Annotated in this window: 23 protein-coding genes; 13 read left to right on the top strand and 10 right to left on the bottom strand. The window is 60.5% G+C overall.

Annotation, left to right across the window (positions count from 1 at the left end; translation table 11 throughout):
• Positions 1-26: 26 nt before the first annotated feature.
• Positions 27-710 carry a DOPA 4,5-dioxygenase family protein gene (locus tag CLU93_RS06700; protein ID WP_099760484.1) on the top strand — a complete coding sequence of 228 codons (684 nt, stop codon included), beginning with the start codon at positions 27-29 and terminating at the stop codon, positions 708-710.
• 65 nt (positions 711-775) lie between these two features.
• Here the strand turns inward: CLU93_RS06700 and CLU93_RS06695 are convergent, their stop codons facing one another.
• The 4 genes from CLU93_RS06695 to CLU93_RS06680 all read right to left on the bottom strand — a co-directional run bounded on the left by CLU93_RS06695 (position 776) and on the right by CLU93_RS06680 (position 4,705).
• On the bottom strand, positions 776-1,996 hold the full coding sequence (locus tag CLU93_RS06695; RefSeq protein ID WP_099760483.1) for a polyhydroxyalkanoate depolymerase: 1,221 nt from the start codon (positions 1,994-1,996) through the stop codon (positions 776-778).
• 275 nt (positions 1,997-2,271) lie between these two features.
• The gene (gene fdxA, locus CLU93_RS06690; RefSeq protein ID WP_010395176.1) at positions 2,272-2,595 is read right to left on the bottom strand and encodes a ferredoxin FdxA; all 324 of its coding nucleotides are present in this window, start codon (positions 2,593-2,595) and stop codon (positions 2,272-2,274) included.
• Between the two features lie 334 nt (positions 2,596-2,929).
• Positions 2,930-3,217: a protealysin inhibitor emfourin gene (locus tag CLU93_RS06685; RefSeq protein ID WP_099760482.1), complete on the bottom strand. Its 288-nt coding sequence runs from the start codon at positions 3,215-3,217 to the stop codon at positions 2,930-2,932.
• Between the two features lie 90 nt (positions 3,218-3,307).
• On the bottom strand, positions 3,308-4,705 hold the full coding sequence (locus CLU93_RS06680) for a hypothetical protein (protein ID WP_099760481.1): 1,398 nt from the start codon (positions 4,703-4,705) through the stop codon (positions 3,308-3,310).
• A gap of 200 nt (positions 4,706-4,905) precedes the next feature.
• Between CLU93_RS06680 and CLU93_RS06675 the strand changes: the two genes are divergently transcribed.
• The 4 genes from CLU93_RS06675 (at position 4,906) to proX (ending at position 9,161) form a co-directional block, all read left to right on the top strand.
• Positions 4,906-5,190 carry a polyhydroxyalkanoic acid system family protein gene (locus CLU93_RS06675; RefSeq protein WP_099760480.1) on the top strand — a complete coding sequence of 95 codons (285 nt, stop codon included), beginning with the start codon at positions 4,906-4,908 and terminating at the stop codon, positions 5,188-5,190.
• 570 nt (positions 5,191-5,760) lie between these two features.
• Positions 5,761-6,993 carry a glycine betaine/L-proline ABC transporter ATP-binding protein ProV gene (gene proV / locus CLU93_RS06670; RefSeq protein WP_071079337.1) on the top strand — a complete coding sequence of 411 codons (1,233 nt, stop codon included), beginning with the start codon at positions 5,761-5,763 and terminating at the stop codon, positions 6,991-6,993.
• Positions 6,990-8,093, top strand: coding sequence for a glycine betaine/L-proline ABC transporter permease ProW (gene proW, locus CLU93_RS06665; RefSeq protein WP_099760479.1), 1,104 nt, complete (start codon positions 6,990-6,992; stop codon positions 8,091-8,093). Before proV ends, proW begins: the two co-directional genes overlap by 4 nt.
• A 9-nt stretch (positions 8,094-8,102) precedes the next feature.
• On the top strand, positions 8,103-9,161 hold the full coding sequence (gene proX, locus CLU93_RS06660; RefSeq protein WP_099760478.1) for a glycine betaine/L-proline ABC transporter substrate-binding protein ProX: 1,059 nt from the start codon (positions 8,103-8,105) through the stop codon (positions 9,159-9,161).
• Positions 9,162-9,309: 148 nt separating this feature from the next.
• Here the strand turns inward: proX and CLU93_RS06655 are convergent, their stop codons facing one another.
• Both CLU93_RS06655 and CLU93_RS06650 read right to left on the bottom strand, forming a co-directional pair.
• On the bottom strand, positions 9,310-9,564 hold the full coding sequence (locus CLU93_RS06655) for an acyl-CoA-binding protein (protein WP_034782468.1): 255 nt from the start codon (positions 9,562-9,564) through the stop codon (positions 9,310-9,312).
• A gap of 189 nt (positions 9,565-9,753) precedes the next feature.
• Positions 9,754-10,110, bottom strand: a complete 357-nt coding sequence (locus tag CLU93_RS06650) for an FKBP-type peptidyl-prolyl cis-trans isomerase (RefSeq protein WP_010395194.1) — start codon at positions 10,108-10,110, stop codon at positions 9,754-9,756.
• 196 nt (positions 10,111-10,306) lie between these two features.
• Between CLU93_RS06650 and CLU93_RS06645 the strand changes: the two genes are divergently transcribed.
• The 7 genes from CLU93_RS06645 (at position 10,307) to CLU93_RS06615 (ending at position 19,949) form a co-directional block, all read left to right on the top strand.
• Positions 10,307-11,278 (top strand): YVTN family beta-propeller repeat protein, encoded by a 972-nt coding sequence (locus CLU93_RS06645; RefSeq protein ID WP_099760477.1) that lies wholly within the window; start codon positions 10,307-10,309, stop codon positions 11,276-11,278.
• Between the two features lie 38 nt (positions 11,279-11,316).
• Complete coding sequence (locus CLU93_RS06640) at positions 11,317-12,132, top strand: polysaccharide deacetylase family protein (protein ID WP_099764269.1); 816 nt, start codon at positions 11,317-11,319, stop codon at positions 12,130-12,132.
• Positions 12,129-13,169 (top strand): sterol desaturase family protein, encoded by a 1,041-nt coding sequence (locus tag CLU93_RS06635; protein ID WP_099760476.1) that lies wholly within the window; start codon positions 12,129-12,131, stop codon positions 13,167-13,169. Before CLU93_RS06640 ends, CLU93_RS06635 begins: the two co-directional genes overlap by 4 nt.
• The gene (locus CLU93_RS06630) at positions 13,169-13,996 is read left to right on the top strand and encodes an EI24 domain-containing protein (RefSeq protein ID WP_099760475.1); all 828 of its coding nucleotides are present in this window, start codon (positions 13,169-13,171) and stop codon (positions 13,994-13,996) included. Before CLU93_RS06635 ends, CLU93_RS06630 begins: the two co-directional genes overlap by 1 nt.
• Positions 13,997-14,028: 32 nt before the next feature.
• Positions 14,029-14,814, top strand: a complete 786-nt coding sequence (locus CLU93_RS06625) for a competence/damage-inducible protein A (RefSeq protein WP_099760474.1) — start codon at positions 14,029-14,031, stop codon at positions 14,812-14,814.
• Positions 14,815-15,182: 368 nt separating this feature from the next.
• On the top strand, positions 15,183-16,514 hold the full coding sequence (locus CLU93_RS06620; RefSeq protein ID WP_099764268.1) for an IS4 family transposase: 1,332 nt from the start codon (positions 15,183-15,185) through the stop codon (positions 16,512-16,514).
• A gap of 318 nt (positions 16,515-16,832) precedes the next feature.
• Positions 16,833-19,949, top strand: coding sequence for a transglycosylase domain-containing protein (locus CLU93_RS06615; RefSeq protein ID WP_099760473.1), 3,117 nt, complete (start codon positions 16,833-16,835; stop codon positions 19,947-19,949).
• Positions 19,950-19,992: 43 nt separating this feature from the next.
• On the opposite strand, the gene CLU93_RS06610 is transcribed toward CLU93_RS06615, so the two are convergent.
• Positions 19,993-20,598 carry a glutathione S-transferase family protein gene (locus CLU93_RS06610; RefSeq protein WP_099760472.1) on the bottom strand — a complete coding sequence of 202 codons (606 nt, stop codon included), beginning with the start codon at positions 20,596-20,598 and terminating at the stop codon, positions 19,993-19,995.
• Between the two features lie 130 nt (positions 20,599-20,728).
• Between CLU93_RS06610 and CLU93_RS06605 the strand changes: the two genes are divergently transcribed.
• Positions 20,729-22,072 (top strand): TAXI family TRAP transporter solute-binding subunit, encoded by a 1,344-nt coding sequence (locus CLU93_RS06605; RefSeq protein WP_099764267.1) that lies wholly within the window; start codon positions 20,729-20,731, stop codon positions 22,070-22,072.
• A 1-nt stretch (position 22,073) separates the two neighbouring features.
• Here the strand turns inward: CLU93_RS06605 and CLU93_RS06600 are convergent, their stop codons facing one another.
• The 3 genes from CLU93_RS06600 to CLU93_RS06590 all read right to left on the bottom strand — a co-directional run bounded on the left by CLU93_RS06600 (position 22,074) and on the right by CLU93_RS06590 (position 23,324).
• Positions 22,074-22,358: an XRE family transcriptional regulator gene (locus CLU93_RS06600; protein ID WP_099760471.1), complete on the bottom strand. Its 285-nt coding sequence runs from the start codon at positions 22,356-22,358 to the stop codon at positions 22,074-22,076.
• Positions 22,355-22,705, bottom strand: a complete 351-nt coding sequence (locus tag CLU93_RS06595) for a type II toxin-antitoxin system RelE/ParE family toxin (RefSeq protein WP_099760470.1) — start codon at positions 22,703-22,705, stop codon at positions 22,355-22,357. Before CLU93_RS06595 ends, CLU93_RS06600 begins: the two co-directional genes overlap by 4 nt.
• A gap of 157 nt (positions 22,706-22,862) precedes the next feature.
• On the bottom strand, positions 22,863-23,324 hold the full coding sequence (locus tag CLU93_RS06590; RefSeq protein ID WP_099760469.1) for a rhodanese-like domain-containing protein: 462 nt from the start codon (positions 23,322-23,324) through the stop codon (positions 22,863-22,865).
• Positions 23,325-23,522: the final 198 nt, after the last annotated feature.

The following is a 23,522-nucleotide window of genomic DNA, read 5'->3' as shown; positions in this document are numbered from 1 at the left end:
TACTTATCATCAAGAACAGGAATCCCATGTCTGACAACACGCAACACGCGGCCATCGATCTGGAATGGGCCAATCTCCTCTCGCCGCAACGCCGCACGGTCTTGCGCGGCGGCGGCCTGGTGGCGGCGCTGGCCGCTTCCGGCCTGGCGGGAACGGCTCTCGCGCAGGATGGCGCGGTAAAACGCGTCATGCCGCCACCTGGCAAAAGCCCGTGGGGCGAGCATACGGATACGGCGCCCACGCCGCGCCCTGTCAGCGTGCGGCCCGGCGAGGAAACCTTGCCGGGCAAACCGCGCGCCTACACGGATATCGAGAGTTATCACGCGCATATTTATTTTGATGAAGACAGTTACCAGAAGGCGGCGCTGATACGCAAGTGGGCGGCCGAGCGCTTCCAGATCGAGCTGGGCGACTGGAACCTGGAGCCGCGCGGCCCGCACGTGACGCCCTCGTTTTATTTCGGCTTTACCAATGATTTGCTGCCCGTGATCGTGCCATGGCTGCAGTTGAACAGCCTGGGCTTGACGATACTGATCCACCCGAATACGGAAGATCCGCGTGCCGACCATCTGTATTACGCGCTGTGGGTGAACCGTTCGCAGCCCGTGAATGGCTATGCGATGAAGAAGCCGGGGCCGGGCGAGCCGAGAGTCGAGCAGATCTTTGTCAATACGCGCCCGACAGTGAAAATCGAAACGTCGCGCACATGAGCTGGGCATAAAAAAACGCCACGCCAGTGTGAACTGGCGTGGCGTTTTGATGGATATGCTGTGTGTCAGCCGTGCTTCTGGATGAATTCGCCGATTTTCGGGCAAATGACCTCGCGCCAGCGGCGGCCCGAGAAGATGCCGTAGTGGCCGCATTTCGGCGCCACGAAATCTTGCTGCATCTCGGCAGGGATGCCGGAACACAAGTCATGCGCCGCCTGCGTCTGGCCGGCGCCGGAAATATCGTCCAGTTCGCCTTCTACGGTAAACAGCGCCACATTCGTGATGTCTTGCGGACGCACCAGCTGGCCGCCCACTTTCCAGGTGCCCGTCGGCAGGCTGAATTCCTGGAACACCGTTTTGATGGTTTCCAGGTAGTACTCGGCAGGCATGTCCAGCACGGCGTTGTACTCGTTGTAGAACTGGCGATGGCCTTCCGCCGGCTCGTCATCGCCCGTCACCAGGTGCATGTAGAACTCGCGGTGGCTTTGTGCGTGGCGGCCCGGGTTCATGGCGATGAAACCGGCGTGCTGCAGGAAGCCCGGATACACCTTGCGGCCAAAACCCGGGTGGTTCGGCGGCACCGAATAGATCACGGTGTTTTCAAACCACGAGAATTTCTTTTCCGTCGCCAGGTTGTTCACTTGCGTGGGTGAGCGGCGCGGGTCGATCGGGCCGCCCATCATCGTCATGGTCTTCGGCATGTGCGGATCTTTGGCCGTCGCCATCAGCGAGATGGCGGCCAGCACAGGCACGGTCGGTTGACAGACGGAAATCACGTGCAAGTCAGGCGCCAGCAGGCGGATGAATTCCTGCACATAGTAAATGTAGTCGTCCAGGTGGAACGGGCCTTCCGTCAGCGGTACCATGCGCGCGTCCGTCCAGTCGGTGATGTAGACATCGTGCTCGGCCAGCAAGCCGCGCACGGTATCGCGCAGCAGGGTCGAGTGGTGACCGGACAGGGGGGCAACCAGCAAAACTTTGGGCTGTTGCAAGCCAGTGGCTTCTTTTTTGAAGTGAATCAGGCGGCAAAACGGTTTTGTCACGACAACGTGTTCGCGGATCTCGACGCTCTCGCCCTGGACGAGCACGGATTTGATGTCGAATTGCGGTTTTTCGTAGTCTTTGCCAAGGCGGTACATCAGCTCGTAGCCGGCTGCGATGCGTTGCGAAAACGGAGTGTGGGCCAGTGGGGAAACCGGGTTGGTAAATAACTTGGAGGACATGTCTGCCCATTGCATCACCGGAGTGAGGAAAGAGCGTTGCAGTTCGTGCAGTTGGTAAAGCATATAGAGTCCTTGTTTAATTCCAAGCGCCAATATCGGCTCAAATATCATAATCCAATTCTACGATATTTGTTGAGGACAAAATGTGCTTTACCGCGCATAGGTCCATAGTTTGCGCATCGATGTGACAGCGCGCCACACTTGCGTGGATAGACCTGCAACGATGTTTTAAAAGCAAAAAAAGCAGCGTTTCCGCTGCTTTTTGTACCTTTATTTGCCGCTACGCCCCGGCGGGGAGGACGATCTCCATCGGAATGACCGCCGCAACTGCCGTGCGCTTAGCGCACCAGCATGTCGAGCTTGTCCTTGACGTCCTTGTATTGCTCGGCTTCCGGCAAGGCAGCCTTCGTCTTGGTGATCGAAGGCCAGTTACGAGCCAGATCGACGTTGATCTTGATGAAGGCTTGCTGGTCGCCCGGCACGTCTTCTTCCGCGAAAATCGCGTTCACCGGGCACTCTGCCACGCAGACGGCGCAGTCAATACATTCGTCCGGATCGATCGCCAGGAAGTTCGGGCCTTCCCGGAAACAATCTACCGGGCAGACATCGACGCAGTCGGTGTAGCGACAGGCGATGCAGGATTCGGTGACAACGTGGGTCATAACAGTCCTATCAATTTTTGGGGGAGGTGCTGTAGCGCCTGCAGGAACCTCGGCGGCGCATACTAAAGCAAAGCATTGTATTTTAAGGCAATTCGCTATTTCTCACAAATCCCGCTTATATACAATACGTATAAGCAAATTCATTTTTTCGCGTTGCCGTTGCCGTGCAGAGAGTGCAATTCAGCGACTATCCGGGACGTTGCCATGACGAACGCGGCAAGAAAGCGACAATCGCCCGATGCGGCAGGGCGCAGTGCGGGCGGCGAGTTGACTTGCCGTGTGGTGTTTTTGTTTTACTCAAATCAAGATCGACACCCAATACATGCCAGAAAAATCAGGCGCTGGCACGTATTTGCGTCAGCAACTGTTGCCAACGTGCATTTTCGGCACTGCCATCCTCGGCAAACGTGATGGTGCGGCGCGCGGTGGGCGCGTCAACGGTGATCTGCCAGCGGGGGATATCGGCGCCCAGCTGTTCTCCCGAGGCTTGCTGATGCGTGAAAAAGCCGCTACTGGCTAGTGCCGCTTCCAGCCCGGGGCCAGCCGGATGGGCTTGCGTATCGATATCATACTGTTCACTCAGGCCGGCAAAGCCGCCGCTGCTGCGGGCTGAAATTTTCATGCTGCTCCTTGTTGTCGAGGGTGGTGGGGCCAGTCCGGCAAGTTTGACGCGGGCGCGCTGGTGCGCAGTTGTACTACGCAGTTGTACTGTCTAGCGGGCGCCGTAACTGCGGCACCAGGCGGCCAGCGCTTCGCGCTCCGCTTCAAGCAATTGATCCGACTCGCTGTATTCCGCGTGGTTCATGGTACCGCAGCAGGCGCGCCTGTCTTGCACGGCGCCGTCCCCGTCGACGATGTCGGCGGCAAAGCTCATCTGGCCGTCCTCCGTCATGGCATTGGCCTTGAGTACTTCGCGCACGGTAAAGCTGTTGCGGATGTAGTCCAGGTAGGCGCCGTTGCCGTCGGCCTCGGCGATCGTCAGCATGTGGCCGGCCACGTCGGCATACGTGGCGGCTTGCTCGGGCGACGCCACCAGGGCGCGCAGGACCAGGCTGCGCAGGTAGTCGCCGCAGCGGTGCAGCACGGCGGCGTCGTCTTCCAGCTGGGGCTGGCGTTCGTGTGCAAAGATGTCGGCCAGGATGTCGTAGATGGCGCCCGTAAATACTTGCGAGATGGCGTGGACCTCCGTGCCTGCTTCCGACAATTTGATGTCGTTGTCGGCATTGCGCAAGCCGTTAGGCCGGCCCAGTGCCAGGCCGAACTGTTCCGCCAGGTCGGCCAGGAAGGTCTTGTCGTGCAGGTCGGACTTGGTTTGGGCGATCACCGCTTCCACCTGATCCAGCTGCGACAGGGCCAGGAAGATGGCGGTCAGGTCGCCGAACGATTCGTGCAAGCCGCCCGTTTGCGGTGGATTGTTACTGAGCAGCCAATTCGGTTTCAGGCCATCGAGCACGGCGTGTCCCGTTTCATGCGAGACGATGTCGAGCGAGCGGCAGGTGTAGACGCGCTCGGTGGCACCGCTGGGGATGAAGTCGCCGAACTTGAGGGCCTTGTCGCTGCGGCTGTAGTACGCGTTCATGACATTGGGCAAACCGTGCGGGAACACACGCAGGGGCGCCGTATTGCTGGCGCTATTCCATTGCCAGGGCAGGGGCGGCGCCGTGTCGTTGCTGGCCAGCGCGCGCTGGTACATGGTGAGCGTCATGCGCACGATGGCAAAGGTGTGCACGGCATCGAACTGGTCTGTGTTGGGCGAGACGATGAAGTCGCCGAAGGCATTCGGGCTGACCTGCGCGATGCCCGGTTCGCCAAACGTGATGCGCGCGTCGCGCGGGCCTTGCAGGGTCAGGCCGGGCAGGAAGGCCTTGCGCGTGCCCAGGTCGCTGACGGACGGGTCTTGCTTCCAGATCAGCACGCGCGAACCGACGGGCACGGCGGCCAGGTTGCGGGCCGTTGCCTCGCTCAGACGCGGCGGGCCTGGCTGCAAGGTCAGTTGCGCATTCTTGCGGTGCTGGCGGTAAGGCGCCGAGGGGGTAGGGACATAGCCGACGGGCAGGGACACGCATTTGGTCAGCACGGCTTCGACCGGCACGATGACTTTCTGGTCCATGGTAGCTCTCCAAGATACGCGCAACTGGAATGGGAATAGTCGTCCCGCTTCGGCGTGTCCGGTTTGATCCCGCGCAAACGAGATGCGGGACGGCGGGCGTTTTTTGCCAGGTCAGTGCCCGCTGCGGCCGCGCCTGCCGCATGGTGGCTGGTATGATGCTGGCCGTATGGCCCCCGTTTTTATAATAAAAGGATCGTTTGATGGCGGATATAAATATAGTTCAGCAACATAAGCTGACAGCAGCAAAGGCGCGCGAAGCGGCGCAGCAAGTGGCCGACAAGCTGGCCCAGGAATATGACCTGGCGTGCGCCTGGGATGGCGATGTACTGCGCTTCGAGCGCAGCGGCGTCGATGGTTCGCTGACCCTGGAAAAAGAGCAGGCGCAACTGCAAATCAAGCTGGGCTTCATGCTCAGCGCCTTTGCTTCCACGATTGAAGGCAAGATCGCCGAGAAGATGCGCAAGGTGTTTACTGAGTCAGTTTGATCCGCTTGTCTGGCGCCATGTTTGGTGCTAGGAAGCGTGTCACAGCGATGGGCGAAAAGACGATGCAAACACGTCTCTTTTCGCCTTTTTTACGTCTGACTGTACGCTGGCGAACATTGCTATCACATTTCTATTTGGAAAGCCATTGGACTTTTGTGTCTTTTTGCGTTATACTTGAGTCATATTTACAACAGCTACACCGCGTTTCACCTTCTGCTTCGCAGTACTCTCCGCTCGCTGAGTGGTGAATAATTCTTCGGGTTTTACACCCGCATCCAGTTAAAAGTAGTTTGGTCGATTTTTTCGGTCAAATACATTTGGTTCCATGTATTTGCATGGCGCTAGCGTTGTTAAAAGTCCTGAACCACAGCCTCTTTTAGCACGCACACGGCACCCCGGCATCGGCTTTGGCCATCCGCTGGTCACACGCGTGTCACCCCCTGTTTACTGTCGCTCCCGTGCGCTTTTGCGCCGTGGCGTAGCCGACGCAACAGGGTTTGCTGATTCCCGCCGCAAGCTAGCAGCTTGCTGGGTTTCATTCCATTCGTCAAATCGAGGGAGAACCACATCGTGGCAAAACAAATCATTATCGACCATGTATTCAAAGTGTTCGGCGACAAGCCAGAAGAAGCACTTGAACTCGTCCGCAAGGGCGCCAGCAAGCAGGATATCCTGGCCAAGACCGACTGCACCATCGGTGTCTTCGACGCCACCTTTACCATCGAAGCGGGCGAGATCTTCGTCATCATGGGCCTGTCCGGTTCGGGCAAGTCGACCCTGGTGCGCATGCTGAACCGCCTGATCGAGCCGACCGCCGGCCGCATCCTGATCGACGGCAACGATATCAACACCTTGCCGGACGCCCAGCTGCGTGCCCTGCGCCGCAAGGACATCAGCATGGTATTCCAGTCGTTCGCGCTGCTGCCGCAAATTACCGTGCTCGACAACACTGCCTTCGGCATGGAGCTGGCCGGCATGCCCAAGGCCGAGCGCCATGCGCTGGCCCAGCAAGCGCTGGAGCAGGTAGGCCTGGACGGCTACGGCGCCAGCTATCCCGACGAATTGTCGGGCGGCATGCAGCAGCGCGTGGGCCTGGCCCGTGCGCTGGCTTGCGATCCATCGATTTTGCTGATGGATGAAGCGTTTTCCGCACTCGATCCGATTATCCGTACGGAAATGCAATCGGAACTGCTGCGCTTGCAGCAAATCAAGCGCCGCACCATCGTCTTCATTTCGCATGACCTCGACGAAGCCATGCGCATCGGTGACCGCGTTGCCATCATGAAAGACGGCCACGTGGTGCAAGTGGGCACGCCGGAAGAGATTTTGCGTAAACCGGCCAACGATTATGTGCGCAACTTCGTGCGCGGCGTCGATGCTGCCGCCGTCTTCAAGGCCAGCGATATTGCCCGCAAGAGCCAGATCGTCGTGTCGGAATCGCCGAGCCGCGGTTCGCGCGCCGCGCTGTCGATGCTGGAAGAGCAGGATCGTGCGTTTGCCTACGTCGTCAACCCGCAGCGCAAGTTCCTTGGCGTCGTCTCGGTCGATTCGCTGCGCAGTGCGCTCGACGGCCATGTGGGACCGCTGGGCCTGGCACATGCCTATCTGCCCGACGTGCAGACCATCAATGCAGATGAGCCAGTCGCCGGCCTGTTCGGCCAGGTGGCGCAACTGCCTTACGCCGTCCCAGTGGTGGCCAATGACGGCAGCTTCCGCGGCGCCATCAGCAAGACAACCTTGCTGAAGTTCCTCGACCGCGACACGCCAGCCATAGCCGAACAACAACAGAAAGGACAAGCATGAACCCAAGCACCATTTCTACCGTAGAACCTGTTGTTGAACAGGCCGCCCAAATCAATCCCTGGGCGCTGACGCCGCCCACCGATGCCAGCACCGCGTGGCTCGACGCCGCCGCGCCTGCCGTGCAGCCGGAACAGGCGTCCGGCTTTCACCTGACGCAGATTTTCGACGGCTCGCTGCCGCTGGAAAGCTGGATCAACCAGGGCCTGGGCTGGGTCGTCGCGCATTTCCGCCCCTTCTTCCAGGCCGTGCGCGCGCCGATCGATAGTGTGCTGTCCGGCGTGGAAGGCGTGCTGCTGGCCGCTCCGTCGCTGACGGTGATCGCCATCATCGGCTTGCTGGCCTGGCAATTTACCAGCCGCACGCTGGCCATTGGCACCGTGCTGGCGCTGCTGCTCGTGTCGATGCTGGGCATCTGGCCGGAAGCCATGACGACCTTGTCGCTGGTGTTGACATCGCTGGCGTTCTGTCTGGCTATCGGTTTGCCGCTGGGCATTTTCCTTGCCAGCAGCGACCGCGCACAGAATATCCTGCGCCCCCTGCTGGACGCCATGCAGACCACGCCCGCCTTTGTTTACCTGGTGCCGGTGGTGATGCTGTTTGGTATCGGTAATGCGCCAGGCGTGATCGTGACGATCATCTTTGCCCTGCCGCCGCTGGTGCGCCTGACCAACCTGGGTATCCGCCAGGTGCGTCCGGACCTGATCGAAGCGGCCCGCGCGTATGGCGCTTCGCCGTGGCAGTTGCTGACCCGCGTGCAGTTTCCGCTGGCCATGCCGTCCATCATGGCCGGTATCAACCAGTCGCTGATGCTGTCGCTGTCGATGGTCGTGATCGCCTCGATGATCGCCGTCGGTGGCCTGGGTCAGATGGTGCTGCGCGGTATTGGCCGCCTGGACATGGGCCTGGCAACCGTGGGTGGCCTGGGCATCGTGCTGCTGGCCATCACCCTGGACCGTTTGACGCAAGCGATGGGTCAGCCGCGCCGTGGCGTGCGCCACTGGTATCAGACGGGTCCCGCCGGTTTCGTGCTGCGCCTGGTGCGCGGCAATACGAAGAAAAATAATGTTGAACAGCAAGCAACGCTGGCCAACGCACAATAAAGGAACCACATGCATCAAATTGATAATTTTAAAGTGACGCAAAAATCGCAACGCAAGTTCCAGCTGTTTTCCGCCCTGGCGATCGCCGCCCTGGCCCTGACCACCAGCCTGGCCATGGCGCAAACGCCGGCCACCGCCGCTGACGCGCTGCCCGGCAAGGGCGTCAAGGTACAGCCGCTGCAAAGCTCGATCGCGGAAGAAACCTTCCAGACCATGCTGGTCGACAAGGCCCTGGAAAAGCTGGGCTATGACGTGCAGCCGATCAAGGAAGTGGAATACCCGACCGCGCATATCGCCATCGCCAACGGCGACGCCACCTTCATGGCCGTGCATTGGGACCCGATGCACAAGGATTTCTATAACAATGCGGGCGGCGACGCCAAGCTGTTGCGCACCGGCCAGTATGCGGGGCCTGCCGCGCAAGGTTATCTGATCGATAAGGCGACTGCGGAAAAGTACAACATCACGAATATCGACCAGTTGCGCGATCCCACCCTGGCCAAGCTGTTCGACCATGATGGCGATGGCAAGGCCGACTTGACGGGTTGCAATCCCGGCTGGGGCTGCGAAGCGCTGATCGAGAAGCACATGGATGCGTATAAATTGCGCAAGACGGTGACGCACGTGCAGGGCAGCTATGCGGCCCTGATCGCCGATACCCTGGGCCGCTACAAGCGCGGCGAACCCATCCTGTACTACACGTGGACGCCGTACTGGGTGAGTGGCGTGCTGGTGCCGGGCAAGGACGTGGTCTGGTTGAAAGTGCCGTTCTCGGCCAATCCGGACAAGGTGAATACCCGCCTCGACGAGGGCAGCGATTACGGCTTTGCCGTCAACACGGCGCGCATCGTGTCCAACAAGGCCTGGGCGGAGAAAAATCCGGCCGCCGCCAAGCTGTTCGAGGTGATGCAACTGCCCGTGGCCGATATCAATGCGCAGAACGAGCGCATGCGCCGCGGCGAAAGCACGCAAGCCGATATCGCGCGCCATACGGCCGGCTGGATCAAGTACCACCAGCAAAAGTTTGACGGCTGGATCGCGCAAGCGCTGGCGGCCGCCAAGAAGTAAATCCACAGCTGTTTCAGCATCAAAAAAATGGCTACCGTATTGGTAGCCATTTTTGCGTTTTGGACCCGCTTTCGCCCGTTTTGGTGATTTTTCGTGAGTTTTCAGCCATTTTTGGCTGATTTTTCTGAAAAACAGGCGTTGCTCGCGTTTAATCCTTCAAGTCTTCGATCAAGTCGATGTACTGCTGTTGCGCCTCTTCCTTCGAGGTGCCGGCCAGGGCTGCCCAGGCGTCGAACTTGGCGCGGTTGACGAAGTCGGTCATGCCAGGACGCTCGCCCGTGGCGTCGCCGCTCGAGGCTTGCTTGAACAAGGCGTAGATTTTCAACAAGGTCATATTGTCCGGACGCTCGGACAGGGTCTTGGAATCGAGCTGTGCTTGTTCGAATTGCTCTTGTAAACTCATGATGGCTCCTGTGTGCTGATGGAATCGCTGGAAAAGTGCGGCAGGCCCGGCGGAGTGGCCACCGTGCGTGCTGCAGTGCCTGACATCATAGTGAAAAAAGCGCGCCGTGCATTAGAGGGGATACTCAAAAAAAACGCCGTCTCAAGGACGGCGTCTGGCGGCAGGCAGTGTCTGGACTGCCTGGCAGTTTTATACGCCCAGCAGTTCGACGTCGAAAATCAGGGTGGCGTTCGGTGGAATCGCGCCGCCGGCGCCGCGTGCGCCATAGCCCAGTGCTGCCGGGATGATCAGCTGGCGCTTGCCGCCCACTTTCATGCCTTGCACGCCTTCGTCCCAGCCTTGAATGACGCGGCCGGCGCCCAGCGGGAATTCGAATGGGTCGTTGCGGTCCTTGCTCGAGTCAAATTTCGAACCGGCGCTGCCGTCGTCGTTTTGCAGCCAGCCTGTGTAATGCACGACAACATTGTTGCCGGCTTGCGCTTCAGCGCCTTCGCCGACGACGGTATCGATGTATTGCAGGCCGGAAGCGGTAGTGGTGGTGGTCATGATAATCCTTGTGTAGGCGATGAAAGCTTAAGATTGTAGAGCAATGAGTTGCAAAGCGCCATTCCAGGCGCGGGACAGGGAAAAAGGGCAAATGACGGCGATGTGTGGCTGCCGCCAGCATTTAAGGGGGATTTCACACAATAAATACAGTGTTCCACGTAAAATGCCTGTTTTGTATTTAACAGTGATTTCTTCCATGTTCCGCAGTCTACGCCGCCTTGTTTTTTCCTCGCTGTGCCTGGTTTCCGCAATATCGACGGCGCAAGCCGAAGTGGTGGTGGTGCTCAATTCCCGTGATGCTACGGTGCAACTGCTGGACCAGAAAACCTATGCTCCCCTGTCCACCTTTGCCGTCGGCAAGGAACCGCATCACCTGATGGAAACGCCGGACGGCAAGTCGCTGATCGTCGCCAGTTCCGTGGGCAATGAGCTGATTTTCCTCGACCCCGTGTCGGGCCAGATCCAGCGCCGCATCAGCAATATCCTCGACCCGTACCAGATCGGCTTTTCGCCGGACCAGAAATGGTTCATCTCGAACTCGCTGCGCCTGGACCGCATCGACCTGTACCGCTACGACGGCAAGAACCTGACCCTGGCCAAGCGCATCCCATTGCCAAAATTGCCCAGCCATATGGCCTTCACGGCCGACAGCACCATGGCTTTCATTACGCAGCAGGGCAGCAACCAGGTCAGCGCCATCGACCTGGCCACGCAGACGGTGAAATGGACCATGCCTGTCGGCCCGGCGCCGGCCGGCATCACGATGACGCCCGACGGCAAGCATTTGCTGGTGGGCATCATGGGTAGCGATTACGTGGAAGTGATCGACTGGCGCACGCAAAAGACCGTCAAGCGCATCAAGGCGGGCGCCGGCACGCATAATTTCCGCGCGCTCGGTGACAATCGCATGACGTTCGTCTCGAACCGCGTGTCGAACACGATCAATATCATCGACCAGAAAACTCTGGAAAACGTGGGCACCATCAATGTGCCAGGTGGCCCGGACTGTATGGAAATCACGCCCGATGGCAAGACCATGTGGGTGACCTTGCGCTGGATCAAGAAAGTGGCCGTGATCGACCTGACCACGCGCAAGGTGATCAAGATGATACCGGTGGGCCGCTCGCCCCACGGCGTGTATTTCGCCACCCATTCGCCGCGCATGTGATGATGCAGCGTCTTATTCTGACTGGCGGCGTGCCCGCCATGCTGCTGTGCGCCAGCACCATGCTGTCGCCCGCGCATGGCGCCGCACCTGTCGCTCCAGCCGCATCTGCCACCGCCTTTGCTACCCCTGCTGCCGCCCCGGCCGCCTGCAAGGGCACCCTCTACATGACGTTCGACACGGGTAGCCAGTCGCAAGCGCAGCTGATTGCCGACGTGCTCAATCAACGCCATGTGAAGGCGACGTTCTTTCTGGCCAATGAAAAGACCACGCGCGGCGATTATTCGCTCGATCCGTCATGGGCGCCATACTGGAAAGCCCGCGTCGCCGAAGGCCATGCGTTCGGCACGCATACGTTTGACCATGTGTACTGGAAGAAGGATCTGGCCAACGGCTTGATCCAGGTCAAGCCGCAGTTCGGCAAGGACGGCGGCAAGCTGGCCTCCTTCACTGATCAACAGTTCTGCGCGGAGTTGCGCCGCGTCGATACGCGCTTCCAGGAGTTGACCGGGCACAAGCTCGATCCGTTCTGGCGCGCGCCGGGTGGTTATACCTCGCCGCGCACCCTGGCCGCCGGCAGCGCCTGCGGCTACCAGCATGCGGGCTGGGCGCCGGCGGGCTACTCGGGTGATGAGCTGCCCAGCGACAAGTATCCGAACGCCATGCTGCTGAAAAAGGCGCTGGCCAACTTGCGCAGCGGCGATATTTTCATTGCGCACATGGGCATCTGGTCGCGCAAGGATGCGTGGGCGCCCGCCAATCTGGATGCTTTGATTTCCGGCTTGCAAGACAAGGGTTTTTGCTTTGCCACCTTGCGCGAGCATCCCGCTTACGCGCAGAAGAAGGGCCAGCCATGACCGCCGCCGACATCCTCGGCTTTGTCACGCCCGCCATCGATGCCGTGGTCGACGCCTTTGGCGTGGCGCAAGGCTGGCTGTTCCAGACCATCGTCAATCCGCTCGTCTACCACCTGGGCTTTGGCGAATTCACGGAAGAGGCGTTCGAGGGCACGGAATGGCTGCTGATCGGCCTGTGCGAACTGGTGCTGCTGTTTCTCGTGCTGCGTCCGCTCGAAGCCTGGATTCCCGCACAAAAGATGAGCGACCCGCGCGCCCGCTGGAACGATTTTCTGTATACCGTGCTGCACCGCATCGGCCTGTTTTCCGTGCTGGTCTTCTTCACGCTCGATCCGCTGATGGATGCATTGGCCGGCGCTTTACGTTTCGATAATATCCATCCATTCAACCTGGAGTCGCTGTTGCCCGGCATCAGTCCCTTGCTCAGTTTTATCATCTATTTTGTGATACTGGACTTCGTCGACTATTGCTACCATCGTGCTTCGCACCATTTCGGCTGGTGGTGGGGCTTGCACAGCCTGCATCACAGCCAGCAAAACATGAACTTGTGGAGCGATGACCGCAACCACCTGCTCGATGATTTCTTGCGCGACGTGGTGATGGCGCTGGTGGCGCTGGGCATCGGCGTGCCGCCTGGGCAATATGTGCTGCTGGTGTCGATTTCGCGCATTCTGCAAAGCTTGCAGCATGCGAATGTGAGGATACACTTCGGCCGCATCGGCGAGCGGCTGTTGATCTCGCCCCGTTTCCACCGCACGCACCACGCGATCGGCGTGGGGCACGAGTCGAAAGGCAAGGGCAGTATGGGCGGTTGCAACTTCGGCGTGGTCTTGCCGATTTGGGATATGCTGCTGGGCACCGCGAATTTCTCGGCGGGCTATGCGCGTACGGGCGTGCGCGACCAGCTGGCCCGCATCGACAGCGATGGCGTGGGCCGCCCCGGACGCGAGTATGGCCGCGGCTTCTGGCAGCAGCAATGGCTGGGCCTGCGCCGCATGGTGGAATTTGCAGGAATCAAACGAAAAGGACGCCGTTGATGCGTAATGTGTTGAATTCGTATGGCCGCGCCTTGCTATCGCAATTGCACGGCAAGATACTGCTGTTGAGCGTCGCGCCCTTCATCCTCTCGCTGATCCTGTGGGGCGCCCTACTGTATGTGGGCCTGCAGCCGCTGATCGACAGCCTGCATGCGCTGTTTACGCAGTACGATTTCTTCCGCACCAGCGGGCAGGTGCTGGCTACCTTTGGCCTCGGCGTGCTGAAAGCCGTGATCGTGCCCCTGATCGCCATGTTCATGCTGTTGCCGCTGATGATCTTGACGGCGCTCATTTTCATGGGTCTGTTCGCCATGCCGGCCATCGGCCGCCATATTGGCGGGCGGCATTTTCCGCAACTGGACAAGAAACACGGCGGCAGCCTGGCTGGCAGCGTCGGCACTTCCCTGGCTACCTTTCTGCTGTTCATCGTCGTCTGGGTCATCATGCTGCCGTTGTACGCGTTTCCACCCGCCGCATTGGTGGGGCAAGCCGTGCTGTGGGGCTGGCTGACCTACCGCGTGATGGCGTATGACGCCATGGCCGACTACGCCAGCGTGGAAGAGCGCCACGCCATCATGCGCACGCAGCGCTGGCCCCTGCTGGCCATCGGCATGGTCTCCGGCGCGGCCGGCGCCGTGCCGGGCATGCTGTGGATGGGCGGCGTGATGTCGGTGGTGTTCTTCCCCTTCCTGGCGGCGTTCGCCATCTGGCTGTATGTACTGATCTTTATCTTTACGGGTCTGTGGTTCCAGTATTACTGCCTGGAAGCACTGTCGCGTTTGCGGGGTGTACGCGGCATGACCGACGTGGCGCCAGCGGACGCCTGACCTTCACTAATCGAATCGAACGAGGAAGTTCCATGGCTATCGGATTGATCATCATCGGCGACGAAATCCTGTCGGGCAAGCGCACTGACCAGCATTTCCCGAAAGTAGTGAGCATGCTCAAGCAGCGTGGCTTGCAGCTGAGCTGGGCGGAATACGTGGGCGACGAGCCTGCCCGCCTGGTCGCCTTGCTCAAGCGCAGTTTTGCCAGCGGCGACATCGTTTTCAGCTTTGGCGGCATCGGCGCCACGCCGGACGACCATACGCGCCAGGCGGCTGCCGATGCGCTGGGCTTGCCGCTGCTGCTGCATCCGCAAGGCAAGCTCAATATCGAGCAGCGCATCACGGAAATGGGAGTAGAGACGGGCGTGCCGGCCGACTTGAACTCGCCGGAAAACCTGCACCGCCTGAAAATGGCGGAATTTGTCGAAGGCGCCGAGCTGATTCCGAATCCGTACAACAAGATTGCCGGCTTTGCCGTGCGCGAGCATTATTTCGTGCCAGGCTTTCCCGTCATGTCCTGGCCCATGATCGAATGGGTGCTCGACACGCATTACAGCCATTTGTTCAACCAGGTGCCGCATGCGGAACATGCCTTGCTTGTGTACGAAACGGCCGAATCCCTGCTGACGCCGCTGATGGTGCGTCTGGAAACGGAGTTTCCGCTGATCAAGGTGTTCAGCCTGCCCAGCGTGGGCGATGCGCAGACGCGCCGGCATATCGAACTGGGCGTGAAGGGCGAACCCGCGCAAGCGGCGGCCGCCTTTGCGGACATGCGCGCCGCGCTCGATGCCCTGCAGGCGGAATACACCACCATCTGAGCCTCTGCCAGCCCGGCGCCGGCGGCTTTTTCGCTGGCGTCCAGCCCGCCTTGCATCTTAGAGCCTATCCCGGTAGGGAGCGTCTTCTGCTGGCAGCGCATCAGGAGCGCGGACAAGGCGTGAGGAGGACGCGTGGCGAGCCACGCAACGACGATCAACGCAGTCCCCGCTTCTGAGGGGCGCCAGCAGGGGATGTATTCATCTACTGGGATAGGCTCTTAGTACTACCCCTTTAAAGGTGCGTCGTCACAGATGAGATAAAACCTGCACTCTTTGTCGCAAACATCATCTAACTGGGACAGGAGGAAACTGCCATGATGATGAATGCTGTGGTATCGCACTGCGCAAAAATCAGCCCGCTGACTGTAATGGCAAGGCTGGCGCTGCAACGTGCCCTCGACCCTGCTTGGGTCGATGCACTTTTCGAGCGTGAACGTGGCGCCCAATACCAGAGGGAGCTACTGTTCTCGACGACAGTCGAACTGATGTCCGTGGTCGCAGTTGGGCTGCGGCCATCGCTTCACGCTGCAGCGCAGGCTTACCCTGATTTGCCTGTTTCGGTGCAAGCTTTATATGACAAGGTCAAGCATACCGAGCCGAACCTGGTACGGGCTCTGGTCACCGGCAGCGTCGAGCGCCTTGGAGATGTGATCACGCCATTTTTGCAGGGGAATGCACCGCTGGTTCCGGGTTACCGCACCCGAATCGTGGACGGTAACCATTTGCCTGCAAGCGAAAAGCGGTTGAAGCCTTTACGCGCCTTTCGCGGCGCCGCATTGCCTGGCCAGTCCCTTGTGGTGTATGACCCTGATTCGGGCCTGGTCGTCGATATGGAGCCTTGCGAAGATGCACACTCGCAGGAACGCGCCGTGATGCCGCCGCTACTAGAGCGTTCGCATCCGGGCGACCTGTGGATTGCTGATCGCAACTTCAGCACGCGCATGATCCTGTCCGAATGGGATCGCCGTGGGTGTGCCTTCATCGTGCGTGAGCACGGTCGTACGCCCAATCCGGCACCGCTCGACGAGCTGACATATCGAGGGAGAATCGCGACCGGCGCCGTCTTTGAACAGTGCGTTGCCATCCCTGGAGCTACAGGACAGAAGGTAGCATTACGTCGTATTGAACTGCAACTTTACAAGCCCACTGACGATGGCGAAATGATGCTCCGATTACTGACGAATCTACCAAAAGAGCATTTCAGCGCACGTGCCATTGCTCGCCTATACAGCAAGCGCTGGCGGATCGAGACAATGTTCCAGCGGCTCGAATCGGTCTTGCACAGTGAAGTCAAGACTCTCGGACACCCGCGCGCAGCCCTGTTCGCGTTCGGCACCGCGATCCTGGCCTATAACGTGCTGACTGTCTTGCAGCGCGCGGTAAGCACCGCGCATGACTTGGTTGCCAGCGGCATTGAGCTATCGCCGTTTTATGTGGCCGTGGAGGTACGAGCGCACTATGCCGGCATGGTGATGGCTGTGCCAACCAAAGCATGGCGGCGCTACGACGCCATGTGTGCATCAGAGCTGAGCAAATTACTGCTTCAGATTGCCGCTTACGCCAAACCAAAAACGCTGCGCAAACACCCTCGCGGCCCGAAAAAAACAACGAAAAAAGGCTACGTGGCCGGTGCTGTTGCCAGACGCCACGTATCAACGGCACGGGTATTAAAAGACGGGGCTGTCAATGTACACCTTTAAAGGGGTGGCTCTTAGTACGCAAGCGTACGTTCCCAGACGTTGTTTTTTTGCGAAAATCTTTGATGAAGCAAGATTTTTGTGTGCGCTCGCCAGTCGTTTTCATGCCGATGTGGTGGAATGGTGAACAGGAGCCTGGCGTGTCAAACGCGGGGTTGCCTGCCTGTGCAGCAGCGTGTTTTTTTGATTCACCGGTATGGACATCATGTTAAGCAAGCTCTGTAGTGACCGGCCCCGGCCGGCCCTCGTCTTATCCTGTGCGGAGCGGTATTGCTACCGTATTTTCTGCGCCGTCCAAACCCAACCTTACCCCAGCATCCCATGAAAGACACAGGCGTCAACCTGGCCGCGCAAGAGCGGCCCCCCTCTGATCCAGCTGCCGAGGCGCCGCCGCCGGCGAGCCCGCCGAAGAAGCGCCGTTCGCGCATCTGGCCGATCTTTGCCATCATCGTGCTGGCGCTGATCGCCGGCGTGGCGTGGTTCGTCATGCGCGAAGTGCGCACCTCGGCCCTGCAGGCCGAGTTTTTCACGCGTCTGGACCGCCAGTTGACGTTCAAGGTCGAGCCTGGCCCCGCGCCGGCGGGCGCCATTCGCTATCCGCAGCACGGCCCATACGATGAGCGCCTCGGCTATGCCAGCCTGCCTGACTTCATCACCAAGCTCAATGCGCGCGATTATGAAGTGACGGCGCAGGCGCGCATGTCGCCGAAGATGGTGGAGCTGGTCGACCGGGGCATCTTTGCCACGTATCACGAGAAAAACCGCGCCGGACTGACCATCCTCGATTGCCGCGCCGCGCCCCTGTTCGCGGCCAGCTATCCCGAGCGCATGTTCGACGGCTTTGCCGACGCGCCGCCCGCGCTGGTGCAAAGCCTGCTGTTCATCGAAAACCGCGAATTGCTCGACCCGGGCACGCCCGAGCGCAATCCCGCCGTGGAATGGGATCGCCTGAGCAAGGCCGTCTTCGACAAGGTGCTGAACCTGTTCGGCGGCCACCGCGGTGGTGGCGGCAGCACCCTGGCCACGCAGATCGAAAAATACCGCCATTCGGAAGACGGCCGCACCAGTTCCATGCAGGATAAATTGCTGCAGATGATTTCGGCCAGCCTGCGCTCGTACCAGGATGGCGAGAACACCATGGAAGCGCGGCGCAAGATCGTCGTCAATTACCTCAATACCGTACCGCTGTCGGCCAAAAGCGGCTTTGGCGAAGTCAACGGCATTGGCGATGGCATGTGGGTCTGGTATGGCCGGCCGTTTGCCGAGGTGAAAACTTTGCTCAAGGGTAATATGGACCAGCCGGACAGTGCGCTGGCCTACAAGCAGGCGCTGAGCTTGCTGATCGCGCAGCGCCGCCCTTCGCATTACCTGGTGGCCGGCGGCGCCGACCTGGAAGAATTGACCAACAGCCATCTGCGCCTGCTGGCGCAAGCGGGCGTGATTTCGCCGCAGCTGCGCGATGCGGCCATCGCCGAGAAGCTGCGCCCGTCGTCGGCCTCGGGCGTGCAATCGGAAGCATCGACCTCGTTCGTCACGCGCAAGGCCTCGAATGCCGTGCGCAACCATTTGGCCAGCATGCTCGGCGACCCGCGCTTGTACAACCTCGACCGCCTCGACTTGAAAGTGGTCAGCACGCTCGACGCGCAGGCGCAAAATGCTGTTACCAAGGTCTTGCGCGAGCTGCGCGACCCGGAAGTGGCGAAAGCGGCTGGGCTGACGGGCAAGGGCATGCTGGGCAATGGCGACCCGGCCAACGTGGTCTACAGTTTTACCCTGCTGCAAAAGGGCGATCAAGCCAACTTGCTGCGCGTGCAAACGGATAATTTTGACCAGCCGCTCGACATCAACGAGGGCGCCAAGCTGGACCTCGGTTCGACGGCCAAGCTGCGCACCCTGGTCACGTATCTGGACATCATCGACCAGCTGCGCCAGCGCTACAGCGGCATGGGTGCGGCCGAGCTGGGCAAGATTGCCGTCGATCCGAAGGACATGCTGTCGCAGTGGGCGATTGCCTATCTGAAACCACTACCGCTGGGCGAGGCGCGCAACTTGCCCGCCATGCTGGCGGCCGCCATGCAACGCCAGTATTCGGGCAATCCGGGTGAAGGCTTCTTCACGGGCGGCGGCTTGCATCATTTCGGCAACTTCTCCAAGCTTGACGACAGCCGCATCATGACGGTGCAGCAGGCGCTGCGCCAGTCGACCAACCTGGTGTTCGTGCGCCTGATGCGCGACGTGGCCCGCTACTACATGTTCTCGCGTCCCGATTCCTCGGCCTCGCTGCTGGCGGACGCGGACGATCCGCGCCGCGCCCAGTACCTGAGCCGTTTTGCCGACAAGGAAGGGCGCGAATTCCTGCACCGCTTCTATCAGAAGTATCGCGGCAAGAGCGTCGACGAGCAGGAAAAGATCTTGTTGGCCAGCATCCGCCCGACCCCCGTGCGCCTGGCAAATATCTTCCGCACCGTCAATCCGAAAGGCACGGTGGCGGAATTCGGCGATTTCCTCAATGCCAACTTGCCGTCGCAAAACGAAGTGCCGCCCGAGCGCGTCGCCAAGCTGTACCAGCAGTACGCGATGGAAAACTGGTCCTTGGCCGACCGCGGTTATCTGGCCAATGTGCATCCGCTGGAACTGTGGATGGTGGCGTATCTGCGCCAGCATGAAGGCTCCACCCTGTCGCAGATGGTGGCGGCCAGCGAGAAGGAGCGCCAGGAAGTCTACAAATGGCTGTTCAATACGCACCGCAAGCATGCGCAGGACCGCCGCATCGCCAACTTGCTGGAAGTGGAAGGTTTCCTGGAAATCCACCGCCAGTGGAAGAAGATGGGCTACCCGTTCGATTCGCTGGTGCCGTCGTATGCGACGACCCTGGGCGCGTCGGCCGACCGTCCCGCCGCGCTGGCCGAGTTGATGGGGATCATCATCAACGATGGTGTGCGCAAACCGAGCGTGCGCATCGATTCCATGCATTTCGCCGCCAATACGCCGTATGACACCACGGTCAAGCGGAGCACGAAGGTGGAAGCGGAGCAAGTGCTGTCGCCGGACGTGGCGAAAGCCGTGGCCAAGGCCATCCGCGAAGTGGTGTCGGACGGCACGGCCAAGCGGGCCAAGACGGCGTTTGTCGGCGCCGACGGCGTGCCGATCCCGATGGGCGGCAAGACGGGCACGGGCGACCAGCGTTTCGACGTGTATGGCGCCGGTGGCCGCCTGATCGAGTCGCGCTATGTGAACCGCTCGGCCACGTTCGTCTTCAATATCGGCGAGCGCTTCTATGGCAGCATGACGGCGTATGTGCGCGGACCGGAATCGAAGAACTACGATTTCACCAGCGCCTTGCCGGTGCAACTGCTGGTGTCGCTGGCGCCGAGCCTGATGCCGCTGATCGAGGCGCCTGCGCCGGCCGAAGGCGTGGCCAGGCAGTGCACCAATTAGCAGGCAGTGGTAGCAAAATGCCGGCGTTCACGCCGGCGTTTTTTTAGCCGGCAAACACGGCCGTTTTATCTGCCAGGCGCGCATGGTAGGCAGCGATGGCAGGGTAGTCGGGGCGTTGCATCGGCGCCATCAGCCAGCGCTTGACGGACAGGCCCAGCACGATATCCGCCAAGGTGAACTGTTCGCCGCAGACGAAGGCGCCCGTGCGCTGCAGCTGCTGTTCCAGGATACCCATCATCTTGTTCCATCCGGCAATGCCGGCCGCCAGCTGCGCCGCATCCTGGTGTGCGGGGCTGTGGCGCACCAGCGACATGAAGGCGTAGCGCCAGCTGTTGTTGAGGTCGCCCATTTGCCAGTCCATCCATTTTTCCACTTCCGCGCGGGCGCGGGGCGTGCTTGGCAGCAAGTCGTCGCGGCCAGCCTGGGCGCACAGGTAGCGGCATATCGTGTTCGATTCCCACAGCACCAGGTCGCCGTCAACCAGCACGGGCACCATGGCGTTGGGATTCAGGGCCAGGAAGGCGGCGTCGTCGGTGCTGCGAAAGCCGCTGCCCCAGTCTTCGCGTTCGTACGGCAGATCGAGTTCCTCGCACGTCCACAAGACTTTGCGGACATTGATCGAGGCGGCTTTTCCAAGAATTTTCAGCATGCGGGGCTCCGTAGGAGAGGGATCGATCTGCCACTGTAGCGGATTTGGCCATGCCGCGCCGGTGAAAGTGCCTTGCATAGTTGAGGTTTTCTTGGCATCGTAGCCACCCATGAAACCTATGCGCCACCACATGTCCAAAATCCTCGCGTTCAGCCGCTTTTCCGTGCGCGATTTTCTCGCCACCGCCGGTCCCACCTTGCTGCTGGTCGGCGCGTTTTGCGCGCTCGCTTACTGGCTGGTTGACCCGGCGCCGCCGCGCCAGGTGAGCCTGTCGACGGGACAGGACAATAGCGCGTACGAGGAATTCGGCAAGAAATACGCAGCCACCCTGGCCAGGCACGGTATCAAGGTGACCTTGCAGCCGTCGCTGGGCTCGCAGGAAAACCTGCAGCGCCTCAATAACGGCAAGACCGATATTGCTTTCGTGCAAAGCGGCTCGACGGAGCACGCCGATGCCGAGCGCCATGGCCTCATATCCCTGGGCAGCCTGTTTACGGAACCCGTCTGGCTGTTCCTGCGCGAAGACAAGGCGGTGACGGAACTGACGCAATTGAAGGGCATGAAGATCAACCTGGGACCGGAAGGCACGGGCGTGCCCAGCCTGTTCCGGCAGTTGCTGTCCGTCAATGGTGTCGAAGCGAACGAGCTGACGGTGAGCGACTTGCAGAACACGCCCGCCACGGTGGAGTTGCTGGAAGGGCGCATCGATGGTCTCGTGTTCAGCTCGGCGCCGGAAGCGCCGTTGATCCAGATGCTGCTGCAAACGCCGGGCATCAAGCTGTTTGATTTTTCACAAGCGGAGGCGTACACGCGGCGCCTGCCTTTCCTCACGCATGTGGTCTTGCCACGCGGTATCGTCGACCTGGGGCGTAACATCCCCGCGCAGGATTACCACCTGATCGCACCGACCGCCACCCTGGTCGCGCGCGAAGACTTGCATCCGGCCTTGATCGACCTGTTCGTGCAGGCGGCGGCCAGTATTCACGGCGGCACGGGCTGGTTCCAGCAACAGGGGCAGTTCCCGTCCGCGCGCTATACGGAAATTCCCGTCGCGCCCGAAGCGCTGAAGTTCTACAAGGATGGCGCGCCGGTGCTGCAGCGCTACATGAGTTTCTGGCTGGCCAATTTCTTCGACCGCATGTGGGTGCTGGTGGTGGCGCTCGGTGCCTTGATATTGCCGCTGTCGCGCGTGGTGCCGCCGCTGTACGTGTGGCGCATCCGCTCGCGCGTGTACCGCTGGTATGGCCAGCTGCGCACGGTGGAACAGGCGCTGGAAGATGTGCCGCCAGAGCAGCGCGCGCAAGTGTATGCGGCGCAATTGACGCGGCTCGACCAGATCGAAGAAATGGTCAACCAGATCTCGATTCCCCTGTCATTTGCCGATGGCTTGTATGGCTTGCGTAGCCACATCAATTTCGTGCGCAAGCGCATCTTGACCTTGATGGGCGAGCACCAGCCGGCGGAATCAAACTAAGTCAAACTAAGGTGATCGACAGTTTGCGCCCCACCAGCGCGGCAGCGCGCTCCAGGGTGGACAGGGTCACATCGCTGCTGGGGTCGAGCAGGCGGTCGAGCTGCGAGCGGCTCGTCTGCAACAGCGCCGCCATGCGCGTCTTCGACATCGCTTGTTCCTGCATCGCCTGCGTCAGTTGCCAGGCGATCACTTCCTTGATGGCGCGGTTTTGCGTTTGCTCGAAGATGCCTTCTTCCTTGAGGAAGTCGTCGAGACTGCTGCCGAGGTGCGGTGCGGTGGCGTTCATGTCAGTTCCTTCAATCGTTTGCGGGCCAGCGCCAGGTCGTCGTCGGGCGTGGCGCGGGTTTTCTTGATAAAGCCGTGCAGTGCCACCAGGCAATCGCCGTGATGGCAGATCAGCACGCGGGCGATGCGGTTGCTTGGCAAGCTGCTGCGTACTTCCGACAAGCCCTGTCCCAAGTGGCGACAGAGGGGCATGCCGACGGGCCAGCGCCATTGCGCATGCATCAAGTCTTGTCCGATCACCTGGCGCTCTTCGATGGGCAACGATTTGAGCCAGTCGCGCACGGGTTCGCCGCCATTGCCGTTCGCATAGAACAGCAGGGTAATCTGCCGCAAGCCGGAAGCATCCATGACGCACCTCTACGTTGTACTATATAAGGTACACGTTCGCAAGGAGAATTTGCGCCGCAGTTGAAAAAATCGGGCGCGCATGGATGGTTGTAGCCGATGGCGGGCCGCAGGGTGGCCCGCCAGATCAAACACGCTTCAGATAGTCAGGTGGCCAGCGTCAGGCGCCCAGCCACGGCAGTCCCGCCTTGCACCAGCCGCCGATCTGCTTGCGGTGGCCGTCGGCATCCTTGTCGCCCTCAAAGCCTTCGAGGATGTCGAAGCAGTTCACGTAGCCGTGCTCGGTCGCCAGCTTGGCCGCATGGCGCGACCGCACGCCGGAGCGGCACAGGAACAGCAGCACCTCGTCTTTGCCGGCCTGGGCAGCCAGTTGCGCGAGGAAGTCGGGATTCGGCACGCCGCCCGGATACGTGGCCCACTGCACCGCACCGTGCTGGGTGTCGGCGATGTCGACCCGGCCGACCCAGTCGCGCTCGGCATTCGTGCGCACATCGATGAGCTTGGCAGCGGCATCGCGCTGCAGCAAGTCATATGCCTCCTGCGGTGTGACGGCGCCGGCATACGGCGTGCCTTCATTGGCCCGGCTGCGGGCGGTGGTCAGGATGTCGGCGGCGGTAGTCATGGCGTCCTCGATGAAAGTGGGGTGGTGTGGTCGATTATAGTGCGCCGTCCGCGCCCCGCAAACGGGAAACCATGGTGCATCGCGTGCGCACCACAATGAGGCATTTTTCAGAAATCAAAGAAAAATGCACGACAATGGTGCGTTATTCGTTTTTTGCACTTGCATAGTGCATTCTTGATGTGACGCAAACACTGCCTG

Origin of the sequence: Janthinobacterium sp. 35 (genome assembly GCF_002754575.1) — a bacterium.
GTDB lineage: Bacteria > Pseudomonadota > Gammaproteobacteria > Burkholderiales > Burkholderiaceae_D > Janthinobacterium > Janthinobacterium tructae.
This window is presented reverse-complemented; position numbering and strand designations above follow the sequence as displayed.

What these genes read in the sequence shown, in the direction of transcription:
- CLU93_RS06700 (WP_099760484.1), top strand. Translation starts at nt 27, where the DNA reads ATGTCTGACAACACGCAACACGCGGCCATCGATCTGGAATGGGCCAAT.
- CLU93_RS06695 (WP_099760483.1), bottom strand. Translation starts at nt 1,996, where the DNA reads ATGCTTTACCAACTGCACGAACTGCAACGCTCTTTCCTCACTCCGGTG.
- fdxA (WP_010395176.1), bottom strand. Translation starts at nt 2,595, where the DNA reads ATGACCCACGTTGTCACCGAATCCTGCATCGCCTGTCGCTACACCGAC.
- CLU93_RS06685 (WP_099760482.1), bottom strand. Translation starts at nt 3,217, where the DNA reads ATGAAAATTTCAGCCCGCAGCAGCGGCGGCTTTGCCGGCCTGAGTGAA.
- CLU93_RS06680 (WP_099760481.1), bottom strand. Translation starts at nt 4,705, where the DNA reads ATGGACCAGAAAGTCATCGTGCCGGTCGAAGCCGTGCTGACCAAATGC.
- CLU93_RS06675 (WP_099760480.1), top strand. Translation starts at nt 4,906, where the DNA reads ATGGCGGATATAAATATAGTTCAGCAACATAAGCTGACAGCAGCAAAG.
- proW (WP_099760479.1), top strand. Translation starts at nt 6,990, where the DNA reads ATGAACCCAAGCACCATTTCTACCGTAGAACCTGTTGTTGAACAGGCC.
- proX (WP_099760478.1), top strand. Translation starts at nt 8,103, where the DNA reads ATGCATCAAATTGATAATTTTAAAGTGACGCAAAAATCGCAACGCAAG.
- CLU93_RS06655 (WP_034782468.1), bottom strand. Translation starts at nt 9,564, where the DNA reads ATGAGTTTACAAGAGCAATTCGAACAAGCACAGCTCGATTCCAAGACC.
- CLU93_RS06650 (WP_010395194.1), bottom strand. Translation starts at nt 10,110, where the DNA reads ATGACCACCACCACTACCGCTTCCGGCCTGCAATACATCGATACCGTC.
- CLU93_RS06645 (WP_099760477.1), top strand. Translation starts at nt 10,307, where the DNA reads ATGTTCCGCAGTCTACGCCGCCTTGTTTTTTCCTCGCTGTGCCTGGTT.
- CLU93_RS06640 (WP_099764269.1), top strand. Translation starts at nt 11,317, where the DNA reads ATGCTGCTGTGCGCCAGCACCATGCTGTCGCCCGCGCATGGCGCCGCA.
- CLU93_RS06635 (WP_099760476.1), top strand. Translation starts at nt 12,129, where the DNA reads ATGACCGCCGCCGACATCCTCGGCTTTGTCACGCCCGCCATCGATGCC.
- CLU93_RS06630 (WP_099760475.1), top strand. Translation starts at nt 13,169, where the DNA reads ATGCGTAATGTGTTGAATTCGTATGGCCGCGCCTTGCTATCGCAATTG.
- CLU93_RS06625 (WP_099760474.1), top strand. Translation starts at nt 14,029, where the DNA reads ATGGCTATCGGATTGATCATCATCGGCGACGAAATCCTGTCGGGCAAG.
- CLU93_RS06620 (WP_099764268.1), top strand. Translation starts at nt 15,183, where the DNA reads ATGGCAAGGCTGGCGCTGCAACGTGCCCTCGACCCTGCTTGGGTCGAT.
- CLU93_RS06615 (WP_099760473.1), top strand. Translation starts at nt 16,833, where the DNA reads ATGAAAGACACAGGCGTCAACCTGGCCGCGCAAGAGCGGCCCCCCTCT.
- CLU93_RS06610 (WP_099760472.1), bottom strand. Translation starts at nt 20,598, where the DNA reads ATGCTGAAAATTCTTGGAAAAGCCGCCTCGATCAATGTCCGCAAAGTC.
- CLU93_RS06605 (WP_099764267.1), top strand. Translation starts at nt 20,729, where the DNA reads ATGTCCAAAATCCTCGCGTTCAGCCGCTTTTCCGTGCGCGATTTTCTC.
- CLU93_RS06600 (WP_099760471.1), bottom strand. Translation starts at nt 22,358, where the DNA reads ATGAACGCCACCGCACCGCACCTCGGCAGCAGTCTCGACGACTTCCTC.
- CLU93_RS06595 (WP_099760470.1), bottom strand. Translation starts at nt 22,705, where the DNA reads ATGGATGCTTCCGGCTTGCGGCAGATTACCCTGCTGTTCTATGCGAAC.
- CLU93_RS06590 (WP_099760469.1), bottom strand. Translation starts at nt 23,324, where the DNA reads ATGACTACCGCCGCCGACATCCTGACCACCGCCCGCAGCCGGGCCAAT.